Source organism: Proteiniphilum sp. X52, assembly GCF_003712195.1.
Lineage (GTDB): Bacteria > Bacteroidota > Bacteroidia > Bacteroidales > Dysgonomonadaceae > Proteiniphilum.
In genome coordinates this window covers 151,799-167,928 of the sequence record NZ_RDSD01000006.1, presented here as the reverse complement: position 1 = coordinate 167,928, position 16,130 = coordinate 151,799, and the positions used below count along the sequence as shown (strand labels likewise).

9 protein-coding genes are annotated in these 16,130 nt (G+C 47.0%); all 9 read right to left on the bottom strand.

Annotation, left to right across the window (positions count from 1 at the left end):
• Positions 1-168 precede the first annotated feature (168 nt).
• Positions 169-1,422 (bottom strand): Gfo/Idh/MocA family oxidoreductase, encoded by a 1,254-nt coding sequence (locus D7D25_RS07080; RefSeq protein ID WP_122968275.1) that lies wholly within the window; start codon positions 1,420-1,422, stop codon positions 169-171.
• A gap of 288 nt (positions 1,423-1,710) precedes the next feature.
• Positions 1,711-3,069, bottom strand: coding sequence for a Gfo/Idh/MocA family protein (locus tag D7D25_RS07075; protein WP_255417224.1), 1,359 nt, complete (start codon positions 3,067-3,069; stop codon positions 1,711-1,713).
• Between the two features lie 285 nt (positions 3,070-3,354).
• Positions 3,355-3,540, bottom strand: coding sequence for a hypothetical protein (locus D7D25_RS17865; RefSeq protein WP_148038877.1), 186 nt, complete (start codon positions 3,538-3,540; stop codon positions 3,355-3,357).
• 152 nt (positions 3,541-3,692) lie between these two features.
• On the bottom strand, positions 3,693-6,794 hold the full coding sequence (locus tag D7D25_RS07065; RefSeq protein ID WP_122968273.1) for an efflux RND transporter permease subunit: 3,102 nt from the start codon (positions 6,792-6,794) through the stop codon (positions 3,693-3,695).
• Entirely contained in the window at positions 6,791-7,858 is a 1,068-nt protein-coding gene (locus tag D7D25_RS07060) for an efflux RND transporter periplasmic adaptor subunit (RefSeq protein WP_122968272.1), read from the bottom strand. Before D7D25_RS07060 ends, D7D25_RS07065 begins: the two co-directional genes overlap by 4 nt.
• Positions 7,859-7,868: 10 nt before the next feature.
• Positions 7,869-9,251 (bottom strand): TolC family protein, encoded by a 1,383-nt coding sequence (locus D7D25_RS07055; RefSeq protein ID WP_122968271.1) that lies wholly within the window; start codon positions 9,249-9,251, stop codon positions 7,869-7,871.
• 13 nt (positions 9,252-9,264) lie between these two features.
• Positions 9,265-9,867, bottom strand: coding sequence for a TetR/AcrR family transcriptional regulator (locus D7D25_RS07050; RefSeq protein ID WP_122968270.1), 603 nt, complete (start codon positions 9,865-9,867; stop codon positions 9,265-9,267).
• Positions 9,868-10,065: 198 nt separating this feature from the next.
• Positions 10,066-11,682 carry a glycoside hydrolase 43 family protein gene (locus tag D7D25_RS07045; RefSeq protein ID WP_122968269.1) on the bottom strand — a complete coding sequence of 539 codons (1,617 nt, stop codon included), beginning with the start codon at positions 11,680-11,682 and terminating at the stop codon, positions 10,066-10,068.
• 61 nt (positions 11,683-11,743) lie between these two features.
• Entirely contained in the window at positions 11,744-15,742 is a 3,999-nt protein-coding gene (locus D7D25_RS07040; protein ID WP_122968268.1) for a two-component regulator propeller domain-containing protein, read from the bottom strand.
• Positions 15,743-16,130: the final 388 nt, after the last annotated feature.

Below are 16,130 nucleotides of genomic sequence, written 5' to 3'. Positions count from 1 at the left end.
TTTCTTTTAAGTGGCCCGCCAATTTCAATCAATGAAAATCCAAATCCATCAAAAAATGGCTAAAAAACAATGGATGAAAAAATTCAAAACAGCTTCTTAATAGTGAAAAGTAAAAAATTATAATTCATTATTCACATTGGCACATTGGCACATTGGCATATTGGCACATTAAATAGTCCAGGGTGCCCGGACGGGTTGATCCAGCAGGCGATTGGCTTCCTCATCGTCCACGAACCGCTCGTTTACCGGATCAAACTCGAGCGTTCTGTTCAGTTGAAGCGCCACAGTACCCATATTCACGATGGTGCAGGAGCGATGTCCATTGATCTCATTCAGCGCGAATTTCTGCCTGTTGCGGATACATTCAATGAAATCGGTATGTTGGGCCTGAGGTTCGGGGAATTCGGCCAGTTTCTTTTCCCAGTCGGGTATGTCACATACAAAGTTTTTATATACATTGCCGTTTGGCCCGGCAATATAAGGAGTGTCCGGCTGCCCGTAGTCGCCTCCCCAGAGAATGATCTGGCAACCGTCTTGGTAGGTATAAGAGATGGATCTCCATGTCCCTACCGCGTCGGGATGCTGTTGCGGTGCATCTACTTCCACTTTGACAGGGCTTGTGTTATCTTTGCCCAGCATATATTGTACGGGGTCGATATAGTGTTGTCCCATATCCCCGAGGCCCCCTCCGTCATAGTCCCAATATCCGCGGAAGGTGCTGTGTACGCGATGTGCGTTATAGGGTTTATAGGGAGCCGGCCCTAACCACATGTCGTAATCAAGTTCCTGGGGAATCGGTTGGGGCTCCAGGTGTGTTTTTCCCACCCAATAGAATTTCCAGTCGAATCCGGTGTGTTTGCTGATGGTCACTTTCAATGGCCATCCCAGCAGGCCGCTGTCGACCAGTTTTTTGAGGGGTTTCATGGGTGTTCCCAGCCCGTAGAACTGATCTTTGAAACGGAACCATGTGTTAAGCCGGAAGATATTGCCGTGTTGCGCTATCGCTTCTCTTACCCGCTTTCCTTCCCCGATGGTGCGTGTCATCGGTTTTTCGCAGAAGATGTCTTTCCCTGCCTTTGCCGCTTCCACCGACATCAATCCGTGCCAGTGGGGCGGGGTCGCAATATGCACTATATCTACATTTTTATCGAGGATAAGATCACGAAAATCGTGATAGAGATTGATCTTTTCTTTTACCAGGGCGGATGCCTTGGAGAGGTGTGTTTTGTCCACATCACACATGGCTACCACACGCGTGTTGTCGTAAGGGATATGGCTCCGGCCCATTCCACCCACGCCAATAATCCCTTTGGTAAGTTGGTCGCTCGGGGCGATCATGCCTTTTCCAAGCACACTTCTGGGGACAATGGTGAGTAATGTAACCCCACCCATTGTTTTTAAAAATTGTCTTCTTGAGGTCATTGATAATTTGAAATTTAGTTGTTTTTGGTATGTGTAAATTCAATTTCTACAAAATTAGTCTTTTTTCGTAATAAAAGAGATGAAAGGGCAATCTTTCATCTTGTTTTTTGCCCTTTTCCGTCCTTTCCCATTTTCATTTGTTTCCAGTAGCCCGCCACATTTCAATCAATGAAAATCCAAATCCATCGAAAAATGGCCAAAAAACAATGGATGAAAAAAATGAAAACAGTTTTTAATATAATTATGATAAAAGAGGCCCTTGGGGATAAAGCCTCTTTCGATCTGTTTTTATTCTTTGTGGGGGACACCTGCCAAAGGAATGGTTTCCGGAATACCTTCTATTTTTCCCATGCTGTAAGTTTTAGGTCCAAGGTATAAATCGGAATTCATCACCTCCTCCCTGGTGACATCTTTTCCCGTATAAGCGGCTATTCTGCCCATAATGGCCACGAGAGTGGAGTTGGCCTGATCTTCCCCGTCGTTGATGGTGTTTCCCGTCCTTATGGCGGTGACTAAATTGATGTGTTCCTGTACGAAAGGGTTGGTTACGTGCCATTCCGATTGAGTGTCGTTTTCGGCAGGGTGGGGATATTCCCAGATTATATTTCCCTTCAGGTCATATAATTTTCCTGCTGCGTCGGCATAACCCTGTGTGCAGTTGATCTGTTCCACTTTTCCGTTGGAACAACCGTCAATCTGCCTGGCTGCACAATGGGTTCTCATGCCGTTTTCATATAGGTATTCGATACTGAAAAAGTCATACTGGTCACCGGTGACTCTTCTCTGGCGTCCACCCCATCCGGTAGCTTTTATGGGATATTCGCCCAGATACCAGTTCATCACATCTATCTCGTGGATAAATTGCTCCGCAATATGATCTCCCGACAACCAACAGAAATTCACCCAGTTCCTCAGCATATATTCCATGTCTGACCACTCCGGCCTTCTGCTGCGAAACCATAATGCACCGCCGTTCCTGATAATATGCGCGCCTGTAATTCCACCTATTTCTCCATTCAATACCCTGCGCCTTGTTTCCATGTAATCCTTCTGGGAGCGGCGGATGGTTCCACTGATCACGTTCAGCTTCATCGATTCCGCCCTTTTCATCGAAGCCAGCACTTTACGTACACCTGCCGGATCCACGGCAATCGGTTTTTCCATGAAGATATGCTTTCTCGCATTCACCGCGGCTTCTACATGGGTGGGCCTGAAATGGGGAGGAGTGCAAAGTAATACGACGTCCACTCCCGAATCAATTACCTTTTCATAACTGTCGAATCCGATAAAGCAGTTCTCGTCGGGTACTTCCACCTTCTTTTGATTTTTCAATATCTCCCGGCAGGCATCCATCTTATCCTGAAAGACGTCTCCCAGAGCCACTATCTGCAAATTGGGGCCGGCGTTTAAAAAATCGACCGCGGCTCCGGTGCCCCGGCCTCCGCATCCGATCAGTCCTGCCTTGATCACTTTTCCGTCAGGTGCCTGATCGAGTAACGGGGGAAGTTGTAATTCTTCTCCTCTTTCTTTTTGTTTTGATGTGCAAGAGCTTACCATGGGGATTCCCCCGATTACGCCTATTGTGCCTGCTGCTACCGAACTTTTCAGAAAGTTCCTTCGAGATAATAACGGATCGTTTAGTTGCATTGAATTTATTGTATTTTAGATTAATGTGTTTATTGAGAAACTGTTTTGAATTTTACGAGTAATTCTTTCACGCTTGTTTTTCCACTCTTTCATATTGTTTTTTGCCCTTTTTCGCGCCTTTGAACTTTCATTTCTTTTAAGTGACCCGCCACATTTCAATCAATGAAAATCCAAATCCATCAAAAAATGGCTAAAAAACAATGGATGAAAAAATTCAAAACAGATTCTGAGAATGCGGATACCCCGCGCATTCACCAGACGGAGCGAAACAGCTACCGACTGAATTCACTTCTTTCTCACTGCCGGGTCGGCGTCAGATAGCGGTGAACTCCATTCCTTACTTTCTCCGCGGATTTGTCTTGCGTCACAGAAGCTGACGCCGAAAAAGGATAACAGCCGAAGAGAGAGGGGGGGAAGTGCCGTGGCTCCCGCAATTACGGCAGCCGATTTGATAAATTCCCGTTTGTTCATATCGCATAATGGATAAAATAATCGCGTAAAGGTATTAAATATAAACCAAACAAGGTCTTTATTTGCACAAAAGGTTTCTGAAAAAGTAAAAACTTGGAGAAGTCCATACTCTCTTTTTTCCTGAATGATTAAAAGGGTTCTCTTTCTTGAAATCATCCTTGATGTTTATTTGTTTCTGTGGACTTCTTGTCTGCGTGGAAGATTTTGAATACGACGGGTATGATGACAAGCGTGAGCAAGGTGGACAGGAGCATTCCCCCAATAATGACCCAGCCGATGCCGTTTCTCAGTTCTGAACTTGATCCGGTCGCCAGCGCGACGGGAATCATGCCGATGATGGTCGACAGGGCGGTCATCAATATCGGCCGCGTACGTAATCGTACCGCAGCTTCTAAAGATTCATCCATTCCGTGTCCCGCACGCAGCTGCACATTCGCAAAGTCGACGAGCAGGATGGCGTTCTTTGCCACAAGTCCGACCAGCATCACCAAGCCGAGCATCGCGTAAATGTTGAGCGATGTTCCTGAAAGAGCCAGGGCAAGAACCGCGCCTAAGATGGAGAAAGGAATGGAGACCATCACGACAAGCGGATCAATCCAATTGTTGTATAGGACGACCATGGCAAGGTATATCAAAAGCAGTGAGAGGATTAGTGCCAGCCCCATCACGCTCATGGAATTGGACATCGACTTCATCTCGCCCACAGTGGCCAATGTCACGTCCACTTTGCGGGCTTCTTCCTCCACTTGCGAGAGAAAAGTGCTGGAGGCGGCTCCGGACGAGATCCCGATCACATTTGCGCTGATGGACAGAGAGGGATTCCGGTTGTATCTCTCCAGGCGGTTAGGACCGGTACCCAGCCGAATATTTGCGAATTGGTCGAGCGTGATCTGGCTGCCTTGCGTGTTTACGAACGTCAGGTTCGAGACGTCATCGACGCTCTCGCGGTAGAACTGGTCCGCCCGGATATTGATATCGTATTCATAGTCGTTTTCTACATACTTGATGGATGTGTTTCCCTGAAAGGCCATTTGAAGGGTAAGCCCGACATTGTCGAGACTTAGCCCCAGGGCCGACATCTTATCGCGGTCGACTGTTATCTGCACCTCCGGCATACCCGTTCCCCCCGACAACTGCTGCTGGAGTGTCCCCGGGATTTCACGGAGGACGGCCAGGGCATATTCACCGAATGAGGCCACCGAATCGGCGCTGGTCCCGGAAATGATGTATTCGATGTCCGCACTGTTCGCCGCCCCGTGTATGGCGGCAGCGAACATCCTCACCCTCGCATCCACCAAGTAATCTGACAGTTGGCCTCGCAGCCGCGCTATGTATTGGTTAATGCGGAGATCGCGTTCAGACGGCGGAACTGTCTTCACCGTGATTTCGGCAAGGTAGGGAGATCCCGTCCTGCTTTCGCCACTGCTGCTGGTCAATCCGATCATCGTGGCGATTTCTTTGATTTCAGGCTGGCTGAGGAGCCAGCTCTCCGCCCGTGCGACCATTTTCGATGATTCGTCCATCGAGATGTCTTTCGGCATCTCCAGTATTACCGAGAACTCGCTTTGATCGACATCGGGCATGAATTCGAAGCCGATGAAGCCCGTGGGGAAAAGGGAACAAACCAGGACGGTTCCGGCAAGTACTGCCACCGCCACCCATCTTTTGTGTCCCAGCGACCATCTGAGCGCGCGGGCCACCTGTTCGCCGAAGTCGCGGACGGCGTTCTCAAACCAGAGCATCGACCTGCGCCAGAGACTTCCTTCACCGGGCTTCTCCACTCTCCCGAAGCGGGACATCAGCAGGGGTACCAGGGTGAGGGCGCTCAAGAGGCTGAAAAGTATCGCGAAGATGATGACGCCGCAGAATTGTCTTAGGATGTCTGAGACAAGGGAATTTGTCAGCGCGATCGGGAGGAAAACGATCACCAGTACCAGGGTGATGGTAACGATGGTGTTGCCAATTTCGCGCATTGCGTCCAGCGTGGCTTGTAGGGGCTTCTTGCCAGACTCAAGGTGACGATAAACATTCTCGACCACCACAATGGCATCGTCGACGAGCACGCCTATGACCACAGACAGGCCCAGCAGGGACATCATGTTGAGCGTAAAGCGGAAGACCTTCATCCCGATGAACGCGCCGATGATCGACAAGGGTACGACGAACATCACGATCAAGGCGTCTCTCCAGTTATGAAGGAAGATCAGGATGACAAGGGTTACGAGCAGGATGGCGAGAAGCAGGTCCGTGAACACCGACTTGATCGACTCTCGTGTGAAAGAAGCCGTATCCGAAATCGTGCTGAAAGCCAGATGATGGCCGGCGTTATTGTTTTCGAGGACTTTGCCGGCTCGCTCCACCCGGTTGCTCAAATCGATGGCATTGGCGTCGCCTTGCTTGAACAGGTTCAATATGACCGCGTCCCGCCCGTCTATGCGTGCGATTCTGTTCCTGTCCTTGGCCGCCTCGATGATCTCGGCGATATCTGAGAGATGGACCTGCGTGCCGGTAGGAAGCGTCATTATCACGATGTTCCGTATCTCTTCGACTCCTTGCAGCCTCCCGGAGAGGCGGATGGTGGTGTTCGTTCTTTCGCTCCGGAGGCTCCCTGTCGGGAAATCGAGGTTCGCGGAGCGGAGCGAGCCCAATACCTGGAGCGGCGTGATTCCCAGCGCCCGCAGCGCCTCCATGTCAAGATTGACTTGGATTTCCCGCGGATGCCCCCCGATTGCTTCCACTTTGGCCATCCCCGGAATCCTGAGAAGATCCGGTATGATGTGGTGATCGACCAGATCCGAGAATTCCATGGCCTCGAGATCCGACGTGACCGCCAGTCTCATTGCCGGCCTTTCGTCCACGGTGATCTTGTTGATCATCGGAGCGAGGGCGGCTGCCGGCAGTTCGGCCTTTATGGCGCCGATCTTATTATGCGCGTCCGTCATGGCTTTGTCGATATCCGTGCCGTACAAGAACGAGACGAAGACCATGGACATCCCTTCAAAGGAATAGGACCGCATTGATTCAATGCCCTGCAACGATGAAAGCGCGTCTTCCAGCTTGCGTGTCAGTGAGCTTTCCACCTCGGAGGGAGAACCACCCGGATAGACGACCTGCACGTTCATCGAAGGCGGGGTGAATTTCGGCATCAACTCGGCTTGCAGGAAGGCGTATCCCAATGCGCCGAGGACGGCGATGACCAGGAACAGTACGATTACGTAATTCGGTCGTTTGATGGAAAGCTCGGAAATGTTCATAATTCTTGCGTTTGGGTGGGTCTTACGGCCGTGCCGTCCGTTACGTTCATGATTCCCGAAACGATGATTATGTCTCCGGCGGACAGCCCTTCGGTCACTTCCACCCGATCCCCAATCATGTCGCCGAGGGCGATTTCCCTGCGAAGGGCTTTACCCTCCGTTACCAAATATACGTTCGCGGCTTTGGCGCTCCCGATAATGGCCTTGCGTGGAATCAGGATTCCGCTTTGCATCATCCCGGCCCCGAACCGGGCTTGCAGATACATTCCTATCCGGAGGTCGGCGTCCTGGTCAAGAAACACTTCCACAGGGTAGTTCAGTCCCCGGTCTGTCTTGATTCCAATATGGCCGACCTGCCCCGAAAACGTTTTGCCCGGGAAGGAGCTGCTTGTCAAGGAGACAGGCATTCCCTTGGAAAGGGTCTTTACCCGTGATTCGGGGATGTTGCAGACAACCCTCAGGTTCCGTTCGTCCACGATGTCGAACAACGGGACGTTTGGCCCTATCAGGGAGCCGATCTCGATGAACCGGGAGTTGACGGTGCCGGCCATCGGCGACCTCACGACCGCGTCGTCAAGCATCTTCCGGCTTCTGTCAAGCCGGTTTTCCGCCGCGACAAGTTGGGTTTTGACATTCTCGAGCTGCTGGTCCGTGACACCTCCCGCGCGGTATGAATTCTCGAACCGCTGAACATCGTTCCGAAGCGTTTCGTAGGTGGCCAAGCTCGCCTTATAGTCTGATTCCAGCAAATCGGTTTCAATCTTCAGGAGAGGATCTCCCTTGCGGACTGCCTTTCCTTTGTCCACATATATTTCGACCACCCGTCCAGACACGCTGGAAACGTAGTTGAGTTCGCTGACGGCCTGGCAAAGACCGTTGGAGGTGAAGTCGTGGCGGTAAGATTCTTCCTCCACCTTGTAGATGGAGACGGCGACCGCTCCCTCAGTCGCGATCATTGACGATGCCTGCTCCTTCATTCTTTTTCTGTTTCCGGCCAGGAGCAGTACGATGGCAGCGACAAGGAGCGCGACCACTGAAAATCCGATGGTTTTGTTCTTTTTCATGGGGAATGATTTATTGGTTCAAGTCATTGATCGTCCCGACCGCCTTCTTGAGATCGATGTACGCTTTCATCCCTTCACCCAATGCGTTTACATAACTCATGCGCGCCTGGATGAGGGATGAAGAGGCGTTCAGGACATCAGAAAGGGAGGACAGGCCGTTATTGAAATTGGATTCCGTCAGATGATAGACTTCTTCCGCCAAGGCTTTGTTGCTCTTTTGCGAGCCGATTGTGCGGAGTTGCTGTTCCAACTGCCGCAGAGCATTGTCGTGACTCATCACCAGGGTCTGTGCCAGATTACGCTCGTCCGCGTCAGACATGAGCAGTTCGATTTTGGCCTTCTTTATTTTGGCAGACCTGGAGAGGCCCGAAAAGAGGGGTATCCTCAGGTTGAGCGAGATCAATGAGACCGGGAAATGGTGAAATGTTTCACCGTGGAAGCGGTCTCCCATATAGTTCATAGAGTAGTTTGCGCCCAAGGTGATGACCGGGAGCGTCTCGTAGACCGCAGCCTTGTGCTGTTTGTCCAGCATCGTCTGCCGTACCTTCATCATCTTGTAGGGAAGAAGGACTGTGACGTCTAAGGATGGCTGGGTGACCGATTGCAGCAGGTTCTCCATCTGGTCAACGTCTATTCTCCGGATCTGGAGTTCCTCGGCCATCGGGAATCCCATCTGAAGTTTCAGCAGGTTCTTTTGGATGTTGAGTGCCTGCTCCATACCATTTTTCTGCGTCTCAAGGTTCGCTTTAGACACCCTGATCCTGTCTATGTCGACCTGCCGCGTCAGCCCGATCGCCTTGTTCGCCTCCACAATTGAAAGCGTTCTGTCCAGGAGGGAGACACTCTCCTCAAACTGCTCCACAGCATAAGCCAATGTCTGAATACCGTAGTACAAAGATGCGGTCTGTGCGATCACGTCGTTCTCGGTCATCTTCACCCCCAGTTCGGCCATTTCGCCTGCCACCTTCGCGATGGAAACAGCGTTGAAAAGCGCGAGGTTCACAATCTGCTGGGTCAGGCCCGCGCCCCAATTGGCAGCGTAGTCCATTCCCATAGTGACTGTCATATACTTTGGGGCGTTTGGATCCTGCATTGCTGGCGGCATCATCGAATTGACGAAATTAGGCATCGCGATCGTTGTTTTCTGAATGTTGCGGGTCAATCCCCCAGATGCGTTGATCTGTGGAAGTAATGAACCGACCACCTCCTGTTTGTCTTGGACAGAGGAGATCAATTTTAACCGATCTTTCTTCAACGTATTGTTGTTCTCTAAAGCAAAGTCAAGACACTGTTTCAAGGAATAGGCTCTCTGCGGCATGGAGGCCTGCCCCAAAACAGGTAGGGAGGCTGCCATGCCTATCGCCAGTATCAAGACGTGTTTTTTTGTATTCATGGCGTTGCTTTTTTTAAGTTAGGTATTTCCTCCTTATCGTCTCTACCATGTCCTCCCTTCTCGATAGAAGGTGGCGTTCTATTCTGTCCTTGTCATACCCGGCAATGTTTTCAAGGAAAGGGATGTCCAGGAAAGGGGTCACGGCCAGATGGATTACGGTGAGATAAATGTCTTCCATGCTGCACTCGACAATCTTTCCCGCGCGGATTTGTTCGGCAAGCCGCCGGGAATGCCGCTCGATGCTTCCCTGACAAATCGTCGACATTGTTTCCCGGTAACGCTCCAATAATTCAGGATGGGTTCTTGTGATGTCCAGCACAATGAATGGGAATTTCCTGTCCAGGTTAATCTGGTCAAATAACGCGGTTACCGCCTCTTCCATGATGCGGATGAAATCTCCATCGGCATGCATCACCTTCTTGATGCTTTCTAAAAAACAGGTCACATGCGTATCCACGAATTTGATGAAGAGTTGTTCTTTTGTCCTATAGTAATAATTAACCATCGCATGGGTAACTCCCGCTCGCTTTGCGATGGTAGCCGTGGATGTCGCATCATAGCCGTTTCTGAAGAACTCGTCTTCTGCGGCAATCAGTATCTCTTCTTCTTTGGTCATAATGATAAATCCATTAACGTTATTGTTTAACGATATCGTTAGCAAAAATATAAAATAAAAAAACAGAAAACAAATTTTCGCCTGAATAAATCTTTGCAAGCATAAAAAAAGAAGATGCGAAGAGGGTGGATGGGAAATGATTAAAAATAGGATATGGAGAGCGCTGAGTGTTAGCTGAAATATTGTGCGGTATAAACTTTATCGGGTCTCTTCATTGAATCTTTCATATTCGAAAAAGTCGAAGTCCACCAATCCTCCCGTCTCTCTTGTTGCGTAATTAAAGATGGCAAACCTTGTTCCCATAAACAGTTTTCTGTAATCAAACCGCATCTTATAGGGTTGGCCCATTTTGATCCAGTTCTCATTGTCGATACTATAGTAGAAGGTGGCCATGTCTTTATTCAGATTGAAGTCAGCATCAATTCTCAGGTAAATCCTCTCTTGCGATAGTTCGATACGTTGCAATTCTTCCTCATCTACCCCTACTATCGCTTTGTCTTCATCACTCAAATGGACTATGTTTGAGGTCATTTTCAATATTTTTTTCCCATTCTCTTTAACAACCGCCAGGATTCCCGAATGACCGTTAAAGGCGGCAAGTCCGGCCACATCACCCTCTTTCATGGCGTTCATGTCAAGGCAGACCACACCGCTGCAGCGTGGTCCTTCCATCCGTTGCGTGATGGTGTTGGGGGCGGCATATAAATTGGGTACCACCCGGTTTGTTTTCAGTCGCAGGTATCCGGGTCGTTCGCTCAGCGACCAATACTCGTTCATGGGGTTATGATTCCACTGCCAATTGTTTTTGAGCTCCGCACGATCGAAGTCGTCGCTCTCGGTAATTCTCCATCCCGTGTCGTGCTTCTTCAGGGGGATTTCTCCGGTGAGGGGCACTTTGCCCTCTTGGTTGCCAAGTATCGGCCATTCCTCTTCCCATCTTACCGGCATCAGAAGAGGGACACGTCCCACACCTCCTCTGTCCTGGAAGATGAGTCCGTACCAGTTACCGTTTTTGTCATCGATCATACAGCCTTGTCCGCAATAGGGGAATCCCGCAAAATTATCTTCCAATATTACTTTTTTTTCATAGGGGCCGGTAATGTTGTCGGCGCGGTAACATACCTGCCTTCTGGGTTGGTTTTGAGGCCACGAAATCATCAACAGATAATATTTTCCGTTATGTTTAATAACCTGGCTCCCTTCAAGAAGGCCGGTTTCCGTTTCGTCCCTTTCAAAGATTTTCATGTTCACCCCATCTTCTTTCACGCCGGAGAGGTCACTTTTCAATTCGGCAAGTTTTCCGGTATCATAGAAGACAAACACTCTGCCGTCATCATCGAAGAACAGGGATGGATCGTGAAAATGTTGTGTGCGGGAAACGAGTTCCCACTTGTCAGTAGGATCGTCCGTTGAATAAATATAGGCGCTGTAAGGTTGGTCATTAGGTGAAAACAACACGTAATATTTACCTCGGTGGTAACGTATGGATGAGGCCCACTGTCCCCGTCCGTAGGCTGTCCTGTCCATCAGATCATATCCCGGGTGGTCATTCAGGGTGTCGAATACATAACTCACTGTATTCCAGTGCACAAGATCCTTGGATCTCATGACCGGCGCTCCAGGCATCATGTGCATGGTCGTGCTGATAAGATAAAAATCATCACCGCAGCGGGTCACGGACAGGTCCGGCATGTCAGCCCACACCACGGGATTTGTATAATGGGTATAAGGTGCTGACTTTTGGGGTTCGCATCCGAGAGCGACAACTATCAGGCTTAAGGATATAATTACTGACAAGGAGCTTGAATTTTTCATATGACTAAAATGTTTATTTTCAACAAAGTTAGTATTGCTATGGTCCTTAATCCCGGGCATGTTAATTTTCCTTGTTTGCTTTGCCGTGTGAGGCATATTCGCTCGGGGCTACCCCATAAAATTTCCTGAAGACCGTGGAGAAATGTGATTGGTTGATGAATCCTACGGCATATGCCACCGATGCCACGTCAACCTTTTTCTCCCGGAGTAACTGAGCGGCATGTTTCATTCTTATGTTTCTGACAAAGTCGGAAGTGGCCAGTCCGGTGATTAATTTCATTTTACGGTGGAGTTGAACCCTACTGATGCCGGCTTTGGAGGCTAATAATTCAACGTTTAGTTCCGGATTACCTATGTTTTCATTGATAATACTCATTACCCGTTCCATCAGTAATTCGTCTCCGGATTTTATCTCTATCGATTCTATTTTGTCTTTTTGATCCTGCTCTCCCGAAAATTTTCCTTTGAGTATTTTTCTGTTTTCAATCAGGTTGCTGATGATAACTCTCAGCTCTTCAAGGTTAAAAGGTTTGGTGATATAAGCGTCGGCGCCCTTGTCCAGCCCTTTGATCCTATCCTGAAAATCAGTTTTTGAAGTCAATAAGATAATAGGTGTATGAGATATATTGTTATTGCTTTTTATCTTTTTCAACAAGGTAATACCGTCCATCTTGGGCATCATTACGTCTGAGATGATCAGGTCGGGATGCTCATCCTGTGCCAGTTGTAGCGCTTCGAATCCATCAGTGGCAGTAATTATCCTGTAAACGCTTCCCAATTCGTGGGACAGATAATCACGGATATCTTCATCATCGTCCACAACGAGTAATTTCTGGTCGGTTTTTCTTCTTGTGATCTTTCCTTCCTGGGGGATTTCAGTGAATTTAATTTCTTCCAGAACCGGTTGAGCAGGCATTGGGCTATGGGCAATATCTTCTTTTTTCAGATGCTCTTTCCCTAACGGGATGCGTACAGTAAATTGACTGCCTTTGGTTCCTTTTCGATTGCTTGCGGTAATTGAGCCGTGGTGCGACTCTACCAGGAATCTGGTTAAATTAAGTCCTATACCCCAACCCACGGTAGTGAATGTCTGGGGGTTGTCTCCCTGATAGAACCGTTCAAAAATTTTATCCAGTTTACTCTCATCAATGCCGTTCCCGGAATCGATAATGTTGATTTCAAAGAAGTGATTGAGGGGACTCCTGTATTCAGGATTATCTCCGCTACCAAGATGAATCGTGATTTCTCCATTGTCGGGAGTGAATTTGAAAGCGTTTGACAGCAGGTTGACCAATATTTTATCGAAGTTATTTCTATCTATCCATGCATTCAGTGATTCCATATCGTGCTTGAATTCAAATCTGATATTTCTTTTGATCGATTGGTATTCAAAGATATTGTATACCTCCTTTATGAAGCCAACCATTTCGGTTTCACTGAATTTCAGTTTCATCTGTCCTTTATCGATTCTTCTAATGTCTAGGATTTGATTAACTAACGCCAGCAGCCGGTTAGTATTCCTATACATTCCCTGAAGGGTTTTTTTGGTCGCACAGTCATAATCTCCCTGCAGGAGTTTTTCCAGCGGGCTTATCAGCAGCGTAAGGGGAGTTCTCATTTCATGGGAAAGATTGGTGAAAAACTGGAGTTTTGATTCGTTGATCATTTCTTTCCTCTTTTTTTTTATAAGGTTAAAGATCAGTATGCCGATAGATGTGATAATAAATCCATACAAGAGGAAAGCCCAAACAGTTTTATACCATGGTGGTGATATAACCACTTGCAATTGTTTTATTTTAGAATAGACTCCATATTTTGAAGCCCTGATTTCGAGTGTATATTTCCCCGGGTCAAGATTATGATATGTTATCTGATTCATACCGGGGATTGTGGAAAACCATTCTCGGTTTATACCGTTGATACGGTATTCGAAACTGATGTTTTCCGAGTCTCGGTAATCCATGGTAGAGAATTCGAAAGTGAAAGTGTTGTCTTCATAAGAGAAATGGAACCGCTCCGCATCCTGAACACCCTTTTGGGTAATCTTTTTTTTTCCTGACATGGAGTTGACATTCACCGGTATATTGCTGTTCACGTAAAGGTTCGTGGTGAGGATTTCGTAGTTGTATTCTGTCAATGCGGAAATTCTTTCCGGTTGGAAATAGGTGATGCCGTTATTTCCTCCAAAATATATAATACCCTCATTGTCTTGAAAATATACCCATCTGTTGTATATTTTATTCAGCAGACCGTTTCCTATATAATAGTTTATTATTTTATTCTCTTTTAGCATCAACTTATTCAGTCCCATAAACGTGCTACACCAGACATCGCCGTTTTTATCGAGCCCCAGCCCACAAATCACATCGCTTGACAAACCTTCTTCCACGGTAAACTGTTGGATGTTCCCCGTAGTTTTATCCAAACAAAAAAGCCCGCTATAGGTTCCTATCCATATTCTCCCTTCCGCGTCTTCCATAAGCGAAAGACAGATTTCTTTTGATAACACCTCGTTATGTTTGATCTCCAGGAATTCATCATCTTCCGGGTCAAAACAGCTAATCCCTTTGTAGTGTCCCAACCAGATCAAACCCTGCGAATCACACAAGATATTGTTTATCCAGTCGTTGTCCAATGTCCGTGAAGAGCCGGATCCGGATTTCATCCCATATCTCTCCCAACTTCCGTCTTTTAAGTTATATTTGGTGAATCCCGTTCCGAAAGTGGATATGTACAAACAACTGTCTTTTCCCTCTTCCATTGTTTTTACGAAACTCTTCCAGGCAATATCCACAAAACTTACTTTCCCCGAGTTTTTATCCATCTTACCCAATCCCCTTGAGTAAGAACTTACCCATAGTGTATGATGGAAGTCTTCGTAGATCTTTATAATGTCTTTTACCTCGTTGAAATGCTTGACAATATTATGCTGACTGTCTATCTTATAGACGCCGTTCCCATCGGTGGAACAATATATGTAACCTTCGGAATCTTTTATTAGTGAGTTGATGATCGTTTCATGGGAACTATTCTTCTCGGCAATTTTCAGCGCGTTGAACTGGGTTTGTTCATTGGGAACCATGAGTAACCCTTTTTGATGGCATCCCATCCAAAGGTTCTGGTCACGGTCTTCCATTAAAGCCGGAATTTTGGAATAGTAGTAATAATATCTTGAAGGGTCGGCATAGGTGACCGGTCTTAAACATTCTGAATGGTTATCTATCTGATAGAGTCCTTTTCCGTTGGTGCTGACAAAAACAGCCCCCTTTTGGGTTAAAACCATATCTATCACATTCAAATTTTCATTGTTCGATTGTTTTAGGATCCGGAATGAATCGTTTTTCTTGTCATAAGCGCAAACGGATGTGGAAGCGCTGATATACAATTGTCCATTTTCGTCTTCAATCATGCTTGTAATGGCGTTATAGGGTATTTCAGGGTATTTGAAAATTTTTGTGCTGAACGATTGGGGTTCTATTTGTATTAACCCTTTACTTTCGATGGCAAACCACAACATTCCCGACCGGTCTTCATAAAAATAATCAATGAAATTATCGGTCAATGCCGTGATCTGTTGGAGTTGCGTTGCCTGTTTCTTTTTCTTGTCCACAGAGAAGAGCCCCCATCCTCCGGTTGCAACCCAGATTTCACCGTTCTGAAGTTGCAGAATTTTTCCGATGTGGGGAGAAATACCGAAAGGAAATTGAATTGTCTGGAAGTGATTTGTTTCCGGGTCGTAATATTGAAGTCCCTTATTACAACCTATCCAAAGCGTGCTGTCTTTGTCCAGCATAAGTGTCCTCACATTATTGCTCAGAAGGGAAAAGCTGTCTTTTTCATTATGGAGGTAATGGGTGAAGCTTATTCCATCATACCGGTTTAGCCCGTAGTCGGTGGCAATCCAAATAAACCCATAGGAGTCCTGTTCAAATTTATTGACCAGATATGACGAGAGCTCATTGATGCCTTGCTCTTTTCCTCCGTACATGGTGATGTTTTTGGCAAAGAAACAATGAACCCCGGAAACCAGGAGAATTAAAGTTAAAAGAATTTTATACATTATGTTTAAATTACAGAATAAATCCCTCTTATGATACAAAAATAATAATATATCATTAAAGAAAATGGAACCACTCGGCGGGATGTAACAAAAAGAAATATAAAAGAAACGAAAAGAGATATGTGTGATGCAATTTGAAATATGAATGAAATGAATGTTAGGAAATTATAACTCTGTTTGCGTAATTTTGTGTCACCGATGTTAGAGAGATTCGATAAAAATGAGGTCCCCTTTTTGTGCAATAGATGTACTTTATGCAGTGAATTATTTTACAAAAAGGTATATAGTGCCAACCTAATTATTTGAATCAATGAGAATTGTGGATAGCCCCTCCGTTGATGATTTGAGAGGTGGATGCCATTCACTGGTTGAGTAGAGTCTGATATTT